A 15,867-nucleotide genomic window follows, 5' to 3' on the forward strand; every position below is an offset into this window, starting at 1 on the left:
CAGGAGGACCAAATGATTTCTTATGTTCTTAAAAGAATATTAACAGTCGTTCCCATATTTCTTTTAGCTACTCTTATTACATTTGGGATGATTAACTTGTCACCAGTGGATCCAGCTGAAGCATACTTTGCTACAGCCCATATCCAAGCAACAGATGAAATGATGGAACAAAAAAGACATGAGTTAGGTTTAGACCAGCCTTTCCTGGTTCAATATATAAAAACTGTCATTAAGATATGCCAATTTGATTTTGGCATATCTTATATTACGAATAACCCTGTTTGGGAAGAGATTAGTTCTCGGATTGTATCTACCATTCAATTAACAACTGGTAGTCTTTTTATTGCAATTTTTGTAAGCATCCCATTAGGATATCTAGCTGGAGTAAAGAAAAACAGTTTAATTGATCATTTTAGTCGGTTCCTTTCTTTTATAGGCGCTGCTATTCCATCGTTTTGGCTGGGCTATTTATTTATTTTTTTCTTTTCTGTAAAATTGGATATTTTCCCGGTAGAAGGTACAGGAACTTGGAAACATTTAATTTTGCCTTCTATTACACTGGCCTTTCCATTAATAGCCTTGTATACTCGACTGCTACGCAATAGTATTCTTGAAAATTTACAAGAACCTTATGTTCTGTTTGGAAAGACAAGAGGTATTCATGGGGGAATTATTACGGGTAAGCATGTATTAAGGATGTCTATCCCTCCAATGATTACCGGACTTGGAATGAATATAGGAAACTTAATGACTGGAGCTATCATAGTAGAAGCAGTGTTTTCATGGCCAGGTTTTGGCCGTTATTTTATTGAAGCAATTTTTAATAGGGATGTACCTGTAATTCAAGCATATGTATTATTGGCAGTATGTTTTTATCTGATAAGTAACTTATTTGTCGACCTAATACAAATGTATATTGACCCTCGTATTTCTAGAAAAGGAAGGCAGCTTTAATGATTAAGATGTTACATAGTAAACTTAAAGGTAAAAAGATAATTGCCGTTTGTTCGCTCATACTGTGTGGTTTTTTTATGGTCACATTGTTTGCCCCATGGCTAGCGCCTAATGATCCAATCACTGTTAACATAGCCCACAAACTTCAGCCTCCATCATTGGACTATCCATTAGGTACAGATCATCTAGGCAGATGTACATTTTCACGTATACTGTATGGTGCGCGTACTTCTCTTGGATATGCAATACTGATTTTTCTCTCTGCTTTAGGAATAGGTCTTGTGGTTGGGACTATCACTGGATATTTAGGCGGCTGGCTTGATCAACTTCTTATGAGAGTGGGGGAGGGTTTGATGGCTATTCCAAGCCTTCTTTTTGTCATAGGATTTGTTGGTATTTGGGGGACAGGCATTAAACAGGTTATTTTAGGGATGATACTAGTGCAATGGGTGTACTATGCAAGGGTTATTCGAGGCATGGTTTTAAGCTTGAGGGAACAGAATTATGTACTAGCTGCAAGAGTTAATGGGAGTTCTCCTTGGAAAATTATAAAAAAACATATTATACCTAATGTAATACCTTCACTAGCGGTAATGGGAACCTTAGAAATGGGTTGGGCAATAATGAATTTATCATCAATGTCATTTTTAGGCTTAGGAGTCCAACCTCCAACTCCAGAGTGGGGAGCTATGATTCTTGAAGGGAAATCGTATATTAGGACAAATCCAGAGCTGATGATATATCCTGGTTTAATGATTTTATTAATAGTTATTACTTTTAACTTATTAGGAGAAACACTATCTGAAAAATTTGGAGTAAAACGTCGTTAATAAAGAGGGCTGTTGAGGAAATGGAATTAGAAAACGATAATGTCTTAAAAATAAGTGGATTAAATGTAGCGTTGCAAACGGAGGGAGGGCCCTCAAGTCTTGTCCATAATCTTAGTTTTGGAATAAAAAAAAGGGAAATTCTAGGTATTGTTGGAGAAAGCGGTTGTGGAAAAACGGTTACTAGTATGTCTATATTGCAGCTGCATGATAAAAAAACATTGGATGTGACAGGAAGTATTACTTTGCATAATAAGGAATTAAATGGTTTAAAGGAAAGGGATATGCGAAAGATTAGAGGGAAGGAGATTGCATTTATTATGCAAAATCCAATGAATGCCTTTACTCCAGTTTTTACAATTGGCCATCAGTTTATGGAAACAATTAGAGCACATACTTCATTAAATAAAAAGCAAGCAAAAGAATTAGCTATTGATGTTATGACAAGTGTGAATTTACCTGATCCAGATAAACTATTAAAATCCTATCCCTTCCAATTAAGTGGAGGTATGCTTCAACGTGTAATGATTGCCATAGCAGTATCTTTGCAGCCTTCGGTTCTCATTGCCGATGAACCTACTACAGCGCTTGATCTTCATAGTCAACTTCTAGTACTTCGATTATTAGACGAAGTGCGTATTAAATACGGGACATCTATTTTACTTATATCTCATGATCTCGGGGTTATCTCAGAAATGGCAGATAATGTTATTGTGATGCGACAAGGGGAAATTCTAGAATCAGCCAATGTATTAGAATTATTCGATAACCCGCAACATGAATACACAAAAAAGCTGTTAAAAACAAGGCCAACTTTTTATTCTGACAAACAACCGTATACCTATATGTCATAATAGCAAAATTGCAAGGAAGTGAAACGAGTGAGTTTGTTACAGGTTAAACAGGTTTCTTTAAGCTTTCATTCAAATAAGTTTGGAATAGGAAATAAGCAAGCAAAAGAAGTACTTAAAAATATATCTTTTTCCATTGAAGAAGGTACATGTTTAGGCTTAATCGGGACAAGTGGAGCCGGTAAAAGTACATTAGGAAAAGCAATACTAGGAATTCAACCTCCACAAAATGGACAAGTTTTGTTTCAAGGATTTGATATTTATAAAGCTGATAAGCGAACTAGAGAAAAATTACGAAGGGACCTACAAGTTGTTTTTCAAGATTCCTACTCAGCGGTTAATCCTCGGATGACTGCAGAATCAATTATCAGTGAACCGTTGGAAAATTTTGAAAAATTAACATTGGAGGAAAAAAGAAGAAAAGTTATTGGACTTTTAGAAAGAGTTGGATTAAGTGAAAAGGATTTAAAAAAATACCCGCATCAATTTAGCGGAGGTCAACTGCAAAGAATTAATATAGCCAGAGCAATAGCCTTAAAACCTAAGTTAATCATACTTGACGAATCAGTAAGCAGTTTAGATATGGTCACACAAAGTTTAATATTACAGTTACTAAGTGAATTAAAAAAAGATTATTTCTTATCCTATCTTTTTATTACACACGATATTAAAGCTGCATTTTCCCTTTCGGATAAAATTGCAGTATTGGAAAAAGGAGAGTTAATTGAGCAGTATGATTCTAAGAATGAATTCTTCGCTTCAAAAAATCCTATTGTAAAACAAATGAGAGAGTCTGTTCTTTCTGAACATCCTCGATTTGGAATTATTAGACAAGGGGATGAACGTTTTGTAGCTAATGGATTACTTAAGTAAGAATAGTTTTAACCCCTTATCCGTGATCAGGGGTTAAAAACTTTCATTTTTTTCAACAAGTAAAGGATAAACATAGGGTTGTTTTGGTTCATTCACTATTTACCAATCAATAATTTTAATCAATGGAAGTTCTGTATCACTATAGGTTGTTTTACTTATTACTCCTGTTGCTTTTAACCAGGTATCTTTTTCTATCAATTCTGCTTCAGGAAATTCAGATAAGAACCCAATAACAGTAGAATCTGCAATGCAATGAGTAATCAGAAATCTTGAGATACCAATTGGTTGCTACTGAATCCTTCCTCTTTGTAAACAAATCCCTCAAATTCAATGATCTTACCTTCATAAACGTCGATATTAATTTCATCGTAATAGGTTGTAAAAACACGATCTGTCATTTTTATTTGATTACTTTCTCTTAATTTAAGCTGCAATGATTCTAAGTTCTGTTCGGAAATGGGTTTTTGATTAGCTAATTCAGAGTCCATTTCATGGTCATAAGTAGGTAACATTATTATTGAATTTTCATTTATTGTCTGCCTCATTGGCTATTCTTAAATTACTTGCTGGTTAGATAACATTAGTGTTCCGCCTTTCATTTCAGCAAATTTTGCGTCAAGATATTTTGCTGGAAGGAAATAACCGGTTACTAGTGTCCATAAAACTATACTAACTCAAAAATTTATTGAAGAGGTGTACTAAGTGAACAATAATAAAGCACTGTTCCAATCATAGTTTTTCTTACTATCTGCATTATATTTGTATTTATATTTCTTTCTTAGCATTAAGTTTATCCATATTAGCGAGAAATGGAGTGGGACAAGTAATGGAAAAAAGTGGAGTTTCATTATGCAAGAAACAGATAGAAAAAATTATCACATAGGAAAACTATATTGGAAAGGTTCGAAAAAGGAAGAACAATATATTAATATAGTCAGTTTTACATCTAAGATTGATAATAAGGTATATGATGTAATTGAGAGGGAAAGTAATGATGAAGGTGGCAATATAACGGACAAAGATGAAATGACTTTCTAAATTGTTCATTTGGGTTTCGCCCAAATAGAAACATTATTGCCCAAAAGAATCAAACCACATACTTACATCTGCAATGGAGATATATCCTGTCATATTAGTAATAATCTTTCGAAATGGATGTACACGTATTATTAAATTCCTTTTTAGTATTATAAACAGAATATGATTAAGGGCATAGGTTATTTCGCACAGTTTGTAACTATTGTGCACTACTTTAAGAAGTTTGGCAATCGGGGCCCTTAGTTCAAAAAGGATTATTGCTTTAATATCTTATATTTTTTCCGCATTTTGAACTAGTAAAATCTTATCTGTATTTACAATGTTTATATTTTAATAAGGGATTTGTTCCATAATCGTTTCAAAAGCTGGTTTATTAATGATTAGTTTTTTTGGAGAGATTATAAATTATTTTCTACCTTCACCGATTTTCCTTGAAAAATATTTATTAGTACTATATAGTACTAAATATGATGAAGAATAAATTAATGAATCGAAAGCATGTCATTGAAGTAGCAGCAATTTTATTTTTAGAAAAGGGATTTGCATACACAAGCATGGATGAATTGGTTCGAGTCAGTAAAGTGTCCAAGTCAAATGTGTATTACCATTTCTCGAACAAAGAAGAATTATTAGAAGCTGTCGTTGATTATTGGATTGCGAAATACCATTTTGCAATAGAAGAGGTGATAAACCAGCAACAATTTTCGGTCGAGCAACGAGTGACCATGTTTTTAATGCAATTAGCACAAGGTGTGCAAGTGAGGGAGTTTAAAGGAAGTTGTCCATTTATTACACTGGCAATTCAAAGCCCGGCACAAGCTACCCAACTGAAAGAAAGAATTGGCTTGTTTTTTGCTGAATTGCAATCAAAGGTCAGTTTGCTTATTGCTCAAGGAATCGAAAGAGGGGAATTTCGAAAGTCAATCCAGCCAGAAGAAATAGCATCATTATTTATCACCAATTTGGAAGGCGCATTATTTATTGCAGAAACGCAAAAGGATGCAACAATCATTACAAAAACAGCTCAACAATTTATGAAATTGCTTCATTAAAGAGGCAATTTTTTTTACACAAGATTAGGACTGAATAGTACTAAAGTGGAGGGTGAATGATGAAAAGAATTTTATTAATAGGTGGAACTGGTTTTATTGGTAAGCAATTAATGCAACAAATAGCAACGGAGCAGGTCGAGATTTTCCTGTTGGTAAGATCTAAAAGTAAGGCAATCAAGTTGTTTGAAGAAAGTGGGTATCTTCACAGAAATCTATTTCAATTTGTAGAAGGTGATTTAACTAAAAAAGGGTTAGGATTACGTGAAGAGGACCTGCAACAAGTAAAAAAGAGTGATGTAATCATTCATGCAGGTGGACCAATGAATATTAGTATCTCTGAAAAACAAGCGACGTCAGCGTTTTTAAACGGTGCAAAATATGTGAGTGAAATTGCAGAAAGCATACATGTAACAAAAGGTTTAGAACATTTTATCCATGTAGTAGGGTATATGAGTCCAATTAATGATGACAACAGCGATATAGATATTAATGTATTTCAAGATGCATACCAATATTCAGAAATAAAAAATCATTACGAACGTACAAAATTTTTAGCTGATCTCTATATGCGGCAACAGGCAAAAAAAGTAGGTTATCCTATTTCGGTTATTAATCCCCCTACAGTTGTTGGTCCTAGTCAGACTGGGAGTACAGAACAGGTGGATGGGTTAGGGTTGCTTGTAAAAAGTATGCGTAAAGGTCTTATGCCATTTGTACCTGGGGGAGGGGATTATCGACTTCCACTGATTGCAAATGATGCATTAGCAAAATTTATTATCCGAATTTTAAATCAACAGCAGCCGAAGAGCGATACATATACACTCGTCTCAGACCGTCAAATGGATCTAAATGTATCTGAATTACTTCGTATCATGGCGGAAAGTTTGAATGTAAAAGCACCTACTAAGGCTATTCCAATACAGATTATGAAATTATTACTGAATAGCGGAGGAAGTAAGATAACAGGAATTCCAGCAGATAGTTTAAACTTTTTAACGAATAAAGACTTCTCAAATGCCAAGGTGAAAAACGTAATGGGACCAGATTGGTTCCGGACGACGAGTGTAAAGAACTTTTTACCAGTTGTAATTGCAGATATAGATTATCGTATAACGTATCCTCATCAGCAATTAGATTCCAGATTTAATAGAGTACTTATCGGTAATGTCGTTGTTTATCAAACAAGCGGAGAAGGGAAGCCATTTATATTATTCCATGGTTTATTGAGTGATGGAGAAGATTTATTTCCACTAGGGATTCAGTTACATGAAAAAACAGGCCGACCTGTGTGGATTGTTGATTTGCCTGGTTTGGGACGTTCACCTTTTCAAAAGGGGAAATCTATAATGACTGCTTTGCTTCAAACAGTTAAAAATTTATTGTCGCAGGTTGTGGAAGGTGCTCACTTTATTGGTCATTCATTTGGTGCACTTGTGTTAATATCTGCATACAAAGATAATTATTTTCGTCCAGAGGATTCTGTCACACTACTTCAACCGCCTGTGATGAAGAAGGTTACGACAGAATTTCCAATCCTTATAAAAAAGTGGGCTTTAAAGACAGCAAGTTTTAGTCGGTTAGAAAAATATTGCTTGGAAACAGGATTGTTCGCCATCGCTGAGCAAATTCCTGTGCATTATATTGCAAAAGTTAAACGAAGCTTTACCTCCCCTAGAATTTTAAATACGACTGTTTTATTGGATGAGTGGTCATCGAGTAAGGAAGAAAAGGAGATGAACGTTGGTGCAAAAAGTAATCTTGAAATTATTTGGGGTAATCAGGATAAGGCTTACCAGATCCCTATCAAGCTGGGGGAAGTCAAGATGCTTCCATATGGGCATCATTTTCCACTAAGTCACCCAAATGAAACAGCACATGTCATCTTGGAAAATGTGAAAATTTGAAACATCACTTAAAAGCTATTATAAACTGATTTCAGTAAATCTGGCGGTTTATAAGTTACTATGATTATTATCTGAAGCAACTTGATTGAAACTAAAGCCGTCAGCTTTGGTTATTGTGAAAACACTACCAACTCTTTTAGATGATAAAATCGTTACTCTGTTTCAAATATTAAACTTTATTTGCAGCATTTCTTCAGTAAGTTAAGTGATAAATTGACATGTTTGTGAGGAAATATACTTAAAGTAAACCAGCTAATAGTTTGTCAATATTCTTCAAAAAAATCTTTAAATTTTTCATGTTATACTAAATATAATGTCACTTTTGACACCACATTTTGATAAGGCTCCAATTAGCTTAATAATTGCGAATTAAAAAAGTTTGTGAAATACTAATAGTGTCCTATTTGGAGGACTGATTTTTAGGAGGTACATATTTATGAACAAAACAGAACTTATTAATGCAGTAGCTGAAAGCTCTGAACTATCAAAAAAAGACTCAACTAGAGTAGTTGACTCAGTAATGGAAACAATCACAAAAGCATTGAAAAATGGTGAAAAAGTAGAAATCTTAGGATTTGGTGCTTTCTCTGTTAGCGAACGTGCAGCTAGAAAGGGTCGTAACCCGCAAACTGGTGAAGAAATAGAAATTGCAGCAAGTAAAGCACCCACTTTTAAAGCTGGAAAAAACTTAAAAGATGCTGTAAAAGAATAAATATCATAGTCTGGTAGGGGATCAGTCCTCTACCTCTTTTAATATGCTAGTATTACTGAGAATACTACGATTCGGTATAAAGAGCTTATAAATAAAGATAGGTGATTAAATGAAAAGCTTAATATGGGAGTTACTATTTGTTTGGAAAGAGCCTCAGTCTCTTCATAGGTTTGAGGTTGGGAAGTTAACCTATAAAGTGGATGATGACAAATATAGATTCTCTTATTTATCAGATGACTTACAAGGCAGTTGAGGTTGGCTTTAAGAAATATCCGAGTTTTCCTGATTTAAAAGAGCATTATGAAAGCCAAGGTCGACTCTTCCCTGGGTTGATGAATCGTTTGCCCAATAAAAACAGAACCAATTATAGTGAAATTCTTAGCAAGTATAACTTCGATATCACTAGTACTGAAATGGAGATCCTTGAAGCAACTCGTGGTCGTTTATGAACGGATAATCATTTAATGCTTAAGTAAATTTGGCAGCAAAACCGTCTATTCCCTGATATATAGGGAGTTAGACGGTTATTTTTTACGGTTTTATCGCTTTCGTACAAAGTTTTTCCTGATTAATTTATTTAATCTAGTTCTTAAGAGATATTATGTTGTCTCTTTGGTTGATCCACAATATTAAAAGAGAGAAAGTTAATTTGAATCAGAAATTAAGATTTTTTTCCTTTCCGATGTTATTTTTTATGTATTGTTTTGGTGTAAAACCTGTAAATTTTTTGAACACCTTAGTGAAATAGCTTTGATCGGTAAAATTAAGCAGGGTATATATTTCTGATAAAGAGTAATTAGAAAATATCATTAATTTTATTGCTTCATCAATTTTAGATTGCTGAATATATTCCGTAACAGAAATTCCAACCTCTTTTTTAAATAAGTTTGAAAGGTATTTTGGATTCATGGAGACATAGTCAGCAAGGACAGCGAGAGAAATATTTTCGTATATATATTTAAATATGTAATGTTTGCAATCACTTATTGTTTTGGAACTTTGCTGTCTTTTACCTTTATATACTCTTTCAGCAAATTCCAAATAGGCACTTTCAGTAAGTGTCTCAACCTCTTTAATCGTATGAAGTTCTTCAATATCTTGAATATATTTATCTCCTAACGTATAAGCAATTTCAGGATTTAAACCACCAGCAATTGCCGCTCGAGTAGCTAGCGTAATCCCTGCTATTTTTAAGTTCTTATGACTTCTAATTTCACACTGCTTTGACAATACTCCAAATTCAAAATCGGATCTTCGATGAAAGGCTTTATAATAGATGATTAAATCTTCTTTATTTCCATCCGTAATATATTGATACAATTTCTTTTCTGCAGCAGGGTCGTGATGAAAGGAGGAGTTTTGACGTAAATCTGAAATACTTTTGTCTGATACTTGGTGTTGATGGAAACTATCTATTGAATAGAGATTTATTTCCATGATTTCGCTCATATCAAATTTTTCTTTAAATAAAACATAAGAAAGAAGAATACTTGATTTAATTAACTTCCATTTACTTATAACAGGCAAGAAAGAAAAATAGTCTTTTACTTTGGGGGTTAGTTCACCTAAATCATTTGCATAAAATCTGTTGTTTAACATTGCTTCTGAAGGATTTGCGACTACCGTTGGGCCTAAGAAGATTGTCCCGATGTACGTATGGTTTTGAACAATAGGAATTAGAACGAATTGTTCTTGAAATATAGTTGAACACATTATCGGAAGTGTTTTCCCTTTTTCTGATAGATTGATGCTTTTTAAATGCTCCTCATTGGAAGAAAACATTGGATTATGAGGTAGGTTAGAAGAATAATTTAGTATCAATTTACCTTGTTTGTCTAGAACTGAGATTGGGATATTCGTTGTCTCATTAATTAGATTGCAGCCAAATTCCAAACCAATTTCTCTGAATGTTTGATCCAATATAAAATCCCCCTTAACTATTTATAGTGAAATTTGTTAAAGCACAGTTTTACGGTTAAAAACAGTTTGCTCAAACTAGGGAGAATATGAAAGAGATATTCGGTGAGAACGCAAGGTATCCTTTAAGACGGTCATGGAAAAGTAAGCCACTTGAAAAAATAGAATTTTAAAAATGATTAAGTACCATTTTAGTGGAAAATCTACCATAAAAACATTCTGAATAAATATATAATTCTAACCAATACCCCTTGTAATGCTGATTATTTTAAAATGAAAACGCATCCATTACAAGGGTATTATGTTCTAAACAATAAGGGGAGTGAGTGACAAGTGAGAAAGTATTGGTTTATTAGTTTTTTCATGATGATGTCTTTAATACTAGGTGCCTGTAGTAATAGTGCATCGAATTCTGAAGATTTGACCATTCCAGAAAACCCAGAGGATGTAAAAGGGGAAGTTACTGTATGGGCATGGGCGCTAGAAGCCAATTACTTAGAAAAAGATGTAACACCTGCATTTAACAAGATTTATCCAAATGTAAAAGTAACAGTGGAAAATTTAGGTGTAGACCAAGTGTATCAAAAACTAAGTGCTGGATTATCAAGTGGTGGTAGTGGTTTACCTGATTTAGTCCAGGTTGAAAATAATCGTGTTCATTCATTTACTAATAAATTCCCTGATGCTTTCACAAATCTTAGTAAGCTAGGTTATAGCGAGCATGAAGATAAGTTTTCGACTTCTAAGGTGGAAGGTTTGAAGGATCAAGATGGTAACATTATCGCGGCACCAAGAGACTTGGGTCCAGTAGGCGTAATTTATCGCAAAGATATTTTTGAGGAAGTAGGGATAGATCCTGAAAGTATCGAAACATGGGATGACTATATCGAAGCTGGTAAGAAAGTAGTTGCCCATACAGGCAAGGCATTTTTAGGCACTGATAGTGAGGCGCTTTTGCGGATTATGCTGCAACAACAAGGTAAATATTATTTTACGAAAGATGGAAAGTTAGATCTTACTTCACCTGAAGCAGAGAAGGCAGCTGCTATCATCCAAAAAATGAAGGATGCAGGGATTATTACCTATACAACTAACTGGGATGGTCAGGTAGCTGCTATGAAAAACAGTGAAGTTGCGTCACATCCAGGGGCTGTATGGTGGAGTGGAACTATGCTTGAACAGATGCCCGAATTGGAAGGTAAGTGGGATATGTTTAGACTTCCAGCTGTTGATGAAGGTGGAGTTAGGGCTGCAAATGATGGAGGATCTGCTTTAGCGATCCCAAGTTCGTCTGAGAATAAAGTAGCTGCTTACGTGTTTGCAGAATTTGCAACAACTGATGTGGATTCGCAAATTCTAGGTTTAACAAATAGAGGGTTATTCCCATCATTATTAGAAGCATATGATAGTCCGATTCTAACGGAAAACCAAGAGTATTTTAACAATAAACCATTCTTTAAGAATTTTTCAGATACAGTAGCAGACATTCAACCGATTAACCATGCTCCAGCTGAGCTAGAGGTTAGATCAATCATGACAAGTGAATTTCAAGCGTTTTTACTAGAAGATAAAGCGGCGAAGCAAATGTTAATTGATGGGGAAAAACAATCCAAGCAGCAAATAGGAATAGGAGTCTCAGAATAAAAAAGCTAATAGACTAGGCGGACTAGTCCTCCTAGTCTAATTCTAATTATATGGAGGAGTGATGATGTTGCAAACAGGTCGTTCTTTAAAAGAGGAGTCAGAAGCCGTTATACAGCCTAAAAAGAAGAAAAAGCTGCTTACCACTAAAAGTACACCCTATTTCTTTGTTGGGCCAGCTCTTCTGCTGTTTTTAGCTTTTACCGTTTATCCAATTATCGCTTCCTTCTTACTGAGCTTTAAGACAAAGGTTATGGGGGAGTTTACATTTTCTGGTTTGGCAAATTACACTAGACTGTTTAGTGACCCTCTATTTTATAAAGCTTTGGGAAATACATTCATTATTTTAATCGTCCAAGTTCCAATTATGTTGCTGATAGCAGTTATATTAGCTGTTTTCCTTAATTCAACATTACTAAAAATGAAAGGCTTTTACAGAGTAGCCTTCTTCACTCCAGCTGTTACTTCGTTAGTTGCAGCGTCTGTCATATTTGTTCTTATGTTAAATACAGATTATGGATTAATCAATTATTTATTAGCCTCGATTGGGTTGGAGAAGGTTGGTTGGTTAACAGATCCATTTTGGGCAAGGGTTTCCTTAATTGTCGTTACCACCTGGAGATGGACGGGGTATAATATGGTCATTCTTCTCGCAGGACTGCAAAGTATCCCCCACAGTCTTTATGAAGCGGCTAGTATTGATGGAGCAGGCTCAATTCGTAAATTTTTTACGATAACGATTCCACAACTAAAGCCAGTATTATTATTTACTTTCATCCTCTCCACAATTGGATCATTCCAATTGTTTGATGAACCTTATAATTTAACAAGCGGTGGACCAAACAACGCGACACTTACTTTAACCTACTACTTATACAACCAGGCCTTTGGTTACTTTGACTTTGGATATGCTTCTGCGATTGCTTATGTCATTGTAATTTTTATTGCATTCTTTTCTTGGATTCAATTTAAAGTAGTGAGGGATGACTAATGGGAAATCATAAATTGCTGAAAAAAACGACTTTACACATTTTTCTACTAATAGGGGTTGTCATATCTCTAGCTCCTTTTTATTGGATGGTGGTAGGAGCTACTAACCCATCTGGGGACGTGTTATCCTTTCCACCTAAATTGGTGCCAGGAAATTATTTATTTGAGAACTATAAAAACTTAAGTGAATCGATTGATATTGTTCAAGCAGTTCTAAATTCATCTGTCATTTCCATTATTTATGTATTTATGAGTTTATTAGTCTGTTCAACAGCAGGATATGCTTTTGCTAAATATAAATTCAAAGGAAATAATCTGATCTTTGCATCTTTCCTGCTTGCGATGATGATTCCATATCAAGCAACGATCATTCCATTATTCCAAGTATTTGGTTCATTAGATTGGATTAACACCTACCGAGCAGTTCTATTACCACAAATTTGTTATCCTTTTGCCATTTTTTTGATAAGGCAAAATATGAAGGGAATTCCAGATTCATTGTTAGAAGCAGCTAGGATAGATGGGGAAGGGGAATTGTATATATTTTTTAGGATAGTGTTACCAACCATGAAGCCTACTTTGGCTGCAGTCAGTATTTTCTTGTTTACACACCAATGGAATAATTTTATGTGGCCATTAATTGTCATGACAACACAAGAAAACTATACACTTCCTGTTGCTTTATCTACTCTTGCAGGACTAAATTCTATCGATTATGGACAATTGATGTTAGGTACAACTATTTCTGTGCTTCCAATTATGATAGTTTTCCTCATTCTTCAAAAGCACTTTGTATCGGGGATTCTTGGAGGGTCTATTAAGGAATAGAAGGAGTTATGCTTTTATGTAAGATAAAATTAAATCTATGGAGGAATAAATATGGAGAAAAGATTAGTAGAAGATAAATTAAAGCTTGGTGTATGCTACTATCCGGAACATTGGTCAGAGGACCTATGGGAGGATGATTTTAAGCGTATGAAAGACTTAGGTATCACTTATGTTCGTATGGGGGAATTTGCTTGGACAATATTTGAACCGGAAGAAGGGACTTTTTCCTTTAACTTATTTGATCGAGCAGTAGCTAAGGCTCAAGAATTTGGATTAAGTGTCATTATGGGAACACCAACAGCAACACCTCCAGCTTGGCTAACTGAGAAGTATCCTGACGTACTAAATGTTGCTCAAGACGGTATTTCCTATCAACATGGTGCACGGCGCCACTATAATTACAACTCTGAAAATTATCGAAAGCTATCATCGATTATCGTCACCCAAATGGCCCAACATTACAGCGGCAATCCAGCGATCGTAGGGTGGCAAATCGATAACGAATTAAATTGTGAAATTGATGTGTTTTATTCAGAAGCAGATCACAATGCGTTTAGAAAATGGGCAAAAGAGAAGTATAAAACCCTAGATAACTTAAATAATGCCTGGGGAACAGTATTTTGGAACCAAACGTATACGAATTGGAATCAAGTTTATTTAACTCGTAAAACTGTGCCGAACTCACCTAACCCTCATCATATGCTGGATGAAAAACGGTTTATTTCTGACAGTGCCATATCATATGCTGCATTACAAGCAGACATTTTACGTAAACATGCACCGAACCATTGGATTACAACGAACGGTATGTTCAAGCATATAGATAATCACAGAATGACAACTGAAATACTTGATTTCTATGCCTATGACTCTTATCCTAACTTCGGAAGGGTAATCGAAGACCATTCAGAGAAGCCATTGCGAGACAGAAAATGGAGTTGGAATTTAAGTGTTGTAAGAAGTATCTCACCAAATTATGCTATTTTTGAACAACAATCTGGTTCTGGTGGATGGACAACGAGACTTGAACAGCCCTCTCCAAAGCCAGGTCAGTTAAGACTTTGGACATATCAATCTATCGCTCATGGTGCAGATATGGTGATGTATTTCAGATGGAGAACGGCAACGAAAGGAACGGAAATATATTGGCATGGAATCAATGACTATCATAATCAACCAAACCGTCGTGTAAAAGAGGTTGAACAGGTCAGCAGCGAGGTGCAGCAAATTGGGGAGAAAATAGCAGGTTCCTCTTATCAAGCAGAGGCTGCTTTAATTTTAAATTATGATAATGAATGGGATGGAGAGTTTGATCAATGGCATGGGCCATATGCTACTAAAAGTAAGGATGCATGGATTAAAGCTTTTCAATATAACCATATCCCAGTAGATGCCTTTAACCTTAATTCAGAAACTACAGTTGTTGATTTAAAGAGATATAAAGTATTAATTTATCCACATGCCGCAATTGTCACCAAGCAACAAGCTAATCTATTTAGTGAATATGTTCAGCAAGGCGGAAACATTATATTCGGATGCCGTTCAGGCTATAAAGATGAAACGGGTCAAACATATATGAAGCAATTCCCAGGGTATCTTGCTGACTTGGTTGGCGTAACAGTAGAAGAGTTTACGAGAGTTGCTCCTTTTGAACAGGTACCGAGCATTAACTTTAAAGGAGCACATGATATTGAGGCGAATGATTTCAACGAAGTCCTGCAACTAGAAAAAGATGCTGAGGTAATCAGCACATTCTCAGGTGCACACTTTGAAGGAAAACCAGCCTTAGTCAAACGTAATGATGGATTAGGTAGTAGTTATTATTATGGTGGAGTATTTAATTTAGACTTGGCTTCCCTCTTAATCAATGAATTTGAACTTAATAACTATCAAGAAAAATTTGAGCTACCTGAAGAAATTGAGCTAGCTATTCGACAAAAGGATGGGAATGACTATACATTCTTATTAAACTATTCTGATAGACCACAAGAAATTGTTGTCAAAAAAGAGTGTAGAAATATGTTAACAGGTAATCAGGTATCGGGTAAGGTTACTTTAGAGCCTTATGATGTATTGGTGCTGGAATAGAAAGAATAATCTCAGGATAGAAGAGAGTCATAAGTTTAGCTAGTTTATAGGATGTGACTCCTATTCCCATTAGCGCTTTATAAAATAAGTTAGGAGGCCGTCGAAACCACCGTTATATATGGGATTAGACGGTTTTTTCTTTGTGAATTAATCAATCTAAGAAGGATTAACGCTCATTTCAGGAGTTAACGC

Annotated in this window: 14 protein-coding genes and 1 pseudogene; 13 read left to right on the forward strand and 2 right to left on the reverse strand. The window is 35.0% G+C overall.

Annotation, left to right across the window (positions count from 1 at the left end):
• Positions 1-12 precede the first annotated feature (12 nt).
• From nikB to nikE, 4 genes are read left to right on the forward strand one after another with little or no spacing between them, the layout of a single operon-like run.
• Entirely contained in the window at positions 13-954 is a 942-nt protein-coding gene (gene nikB / locus NQZ71_RS25500) for a nickel ABC transporter permease subunit NikB (RefSeq protein ID WP_317012047.1), read from the forward strand.
• A complete protein-coding gene (gene nikC, locus NQZ71_RS25505; RefSeq protein WP_144458181.1) occupies positions 954-1,784 on the forward strand; it encodes a nickel ABC transporter permease subunit NikC in 831 nt (276 codons plus the stop codon). The genes nikB and nikC overlap by 1 nt, the downstream gene beginning before the upstream one ends.
• 20 nt (positions 1,785-1,804) lie before the next feature.
• Positions 1,805-2,635: an ABC transporter ATP-binding protein gene (locus NQZ71_RS25510; protein ID WP_317012048.1), complete on the forward strand. Its 831-nt coding sequence runs from the start codon at positions 1,805-1,807 to the stop codon at positions 2,633-2,635.
• A gap of 27 nt (positions 2,636-2,662) precedes the next feature.
• A complete protein-coding gene (gene nikE, locus NQZ71_RS25515; RefSeq protein WP_317012049.1) occupies positions 2,663-3,505 on the forward strand; it encodes a nickel import ATP-binding protein NikE in 843 nt (280 codons plus the stop codon).
• 99 nt (positions 3,506-3,604) lie between these two features.
• Here nikE and NQZ71_RS26285 read toward each other — a convergent pair.
• A pseudogene (locus NQZ71_RS26285) lies at positions 3,605-4,050 on the reverse strand (TIGR03943 family putative permease subunit).
• 304 nt (positions 4,051-4,354) lie between these two features.
• Here NQZ71_RS26285 and NQZ71_RS25525 point away from each other — a divergent pair.
• From NQZ71_RS25525 to NQZ71_RS25545, 5 genes are all read left to right on the forward strand, one after another.
• Positions 4,355-4,543, forward strand: coding sequence for a DUF4944 domain-containing protein (locus NQZ71_RS25525; protein WP_317012051.1), 189 nt, complete (start codon positions 4,355-4,357; stop codon positions 4,541-4,543).
• A gap of 485 nt (positions 4,544-5,028) precedes the next feature.
• Positions 5,029-5,595, forward strand: a complete 567-nt coding sequence (locus tag NQZ71_RS25530; protein ID WP_275007553.1) for a TetR/AcrR family transcriptional regulator — start codon at positions 5,029-5,031, stop codon at positions 5,593-5,595.
• 59 nt (positions 5,596-5,654) lie between these two features.
• Positions 5,655-7,499, forward strand: a complete 1,845-nt coding sequence (locus NQZ71_RS25535; protein ID WP_317012540.1) for an alpha/beta fold hydrolase — start codon at positions 5,655-5,657, stop codon at positions 7,497-7,499.
• A 436-nt stretch (positions 7,500-7,935) separates the two neighbouring features.
• Positions 7,936-8,211, forward strand: a complete 276-nt coding sequence (locus tag NQZ71_RS25540; protein WP_144458173.1) for an HU family DNA-binding protein — start codon at positions 7,936-7,938, stop codon at positions 8,209-8,211.
• 109 nt (positions 8,212-8,320) lie between these two features.
• Positions 8,321-8,464: a hypothetical protein gene (locus NQZ71_RS25545; RefSeq protein WP_275007457.1), complete on the forward strand. Its 144-nt coding sequence runs from the start codon at positions 8,321-8,323 to the stop codon at positions 8,462-8,464.
• A gap of 401 nt (positions 8,465-8,865) precedes the next feature.
• On the opposite strand, the gene NQZ71_RS25550 is transcribed toward NQZ71_RS25545, so the two are convergent.
• Positions 8,866-10,131 (reverse strand): helix-turn-helix domain-containing protein, encoded by a 1,266-nt coding sequence (locus NQZ71_RS25550; RefSeq protein ID WP_260055633.1) that lies wholly within the window; start codon positions 10,129-10,131, stop codon positions 8,866-8,868.
• A gap of 330 nt (positions 10,132-10,461) precedes the next feature.
• Between NQZ71_RS25550 and NQZ71_RS25555 the strand changes: the two genes are divergently transcribed.
• The 4 genes from NQZ71_RS25555 (at position 10,462) to NQZ71_RS25570 (ending at position 15,675) form a co-directional block, all read left to right on the forward strand.
• Positions 10,462-11,772, forward strand: a complete 1,311-nt coding sequence (locus NQZ71_RS25555; RefSeq protein ID WP_275007454.1) for an ABC transporter substrate-binding protein — start codon at positions 10,462-10,464, stop codon at positions 11,770-11,772.
• Between the two features lie 64 nt (positions 11,773-11,836).
• Positions 11,837-12,760 (forward strand): carbohydrate ABC transporter permease, encoded by a 924-nt coding sequence (locus NQZ71_RS25560; protein WP_275007551.1) that lies wholly within the window; start codon positions 11,837-11,839, stop codon positions 12,758-12,760.
• The gene (locus tag NQZ71_RS25565) at positions 12,760-13,587 is read left to right on the forward strand and encodes a carbohydrate ABC transporter permease (protein ID WP_317012052.1); all 828 of its coding nucleotides are present in this window, start codon (positions 12,760-12,762) and stop codon (positions 13,585-13,587) included. Before NQZ71_RS25560 ends, NQZ71_RS25565 begins: the two co-directional genes overlap by 1 nt.
• A gap of 51 nt (positions 13,588-13,638) precedes the next feature.
• Positions 13,639-15,675, forward strand: a complete 2,037-nt coding sequence (locus tag NQZ71_RS25570) for a beta-galactosidase (protein WP_317012053.1) — start codon at positions 13,639-13,641, stop codon at positions 15,673-15,675.
• Positions 15,676-15,867: the final 192 nt, after the last annotated feature.

Source organism: Niallia taxi (assembly GCF_032818155.1).
Taxonomy (GTDB): Bacteria; Bacillota; Bacilli; order Bacillales; family Cytobacillaceae; genus Niallia; species Niallia taxi_A.

Coding starts and splice junctions, on each gene's coding strand:
- NQZ71_RS25510 (WP_317012048.1), top strand. CDS start 1,805: ATGGAATTAGAAAACGATAATGTCTTAAAAATAAGTGGATTAAATGTA.
- NQZ71_RS25530 (WP_275007553.1), top strand. CDS start 5,029: ATGAATCGAAAGCATGTCATTGAAGTAGCAGCAATTTTATTTTTAGAA.
- NQZ71_RS25540 (WP_144458173.1), top strand. CDS start 7,936: ATGAACAAAACAGAACTTATTAATGCAGTAGCTGAAAGCTCTGAACTA.
- nikC (WP_144458181.1), top strand. CDS start 954: ATGATTAAGATGTTACATAGTAAACTTAAAGGTAAAAAGATAATTGCC.
- NQZ71_RS25535 (WP_317012540.1), top strand. CDS start 5,655: ATGAAAAGAATTTTATTAATAGGTGGAACTGGTTTTATTGGTAAGCAA.
- NQZ71_RS25565 (WP_317012052.1), top strand. CDS start 12,760: ATGGGAAATCATAAATTGCTGAAAAAAACGACTTTACACATTTTTCTA.
- nikB (WP_317012047.1), top strand. CDS start 13: ATGATTTCTTATGTTCTTAAAAGAATATTAACAGTCGTTCCCATATTT.
- NQZ71_RS25570 (WP_317012053.1), top strand. CDS start 13,639: ATGGAGAAAAGATTAGTAGAAGATAAATTAAAGCTTGGTGTATGCTAC.
- NQZ71_RS25525 (WP_317012051.1), top strand. CDS start 4,355: ATGCAAGAAACAGATAGAAAAAATTATCACATAGGAAAACTATATTGG.
- NQZ71_RS25560 (WP_275007551.1), top strand. CDS start 11,837: ATGTTGCAAACAGGTCGTTCTTTAAAAGAGGAGTCAGAAGCCGTTATA.
- NQZ71_RS25545 (WP_275007457.1), top strand. CDS start 8,321: ATGAAAAGCTTAATATGGGAGTTACTATTTGTTTGGAAAGAGCCTCAG.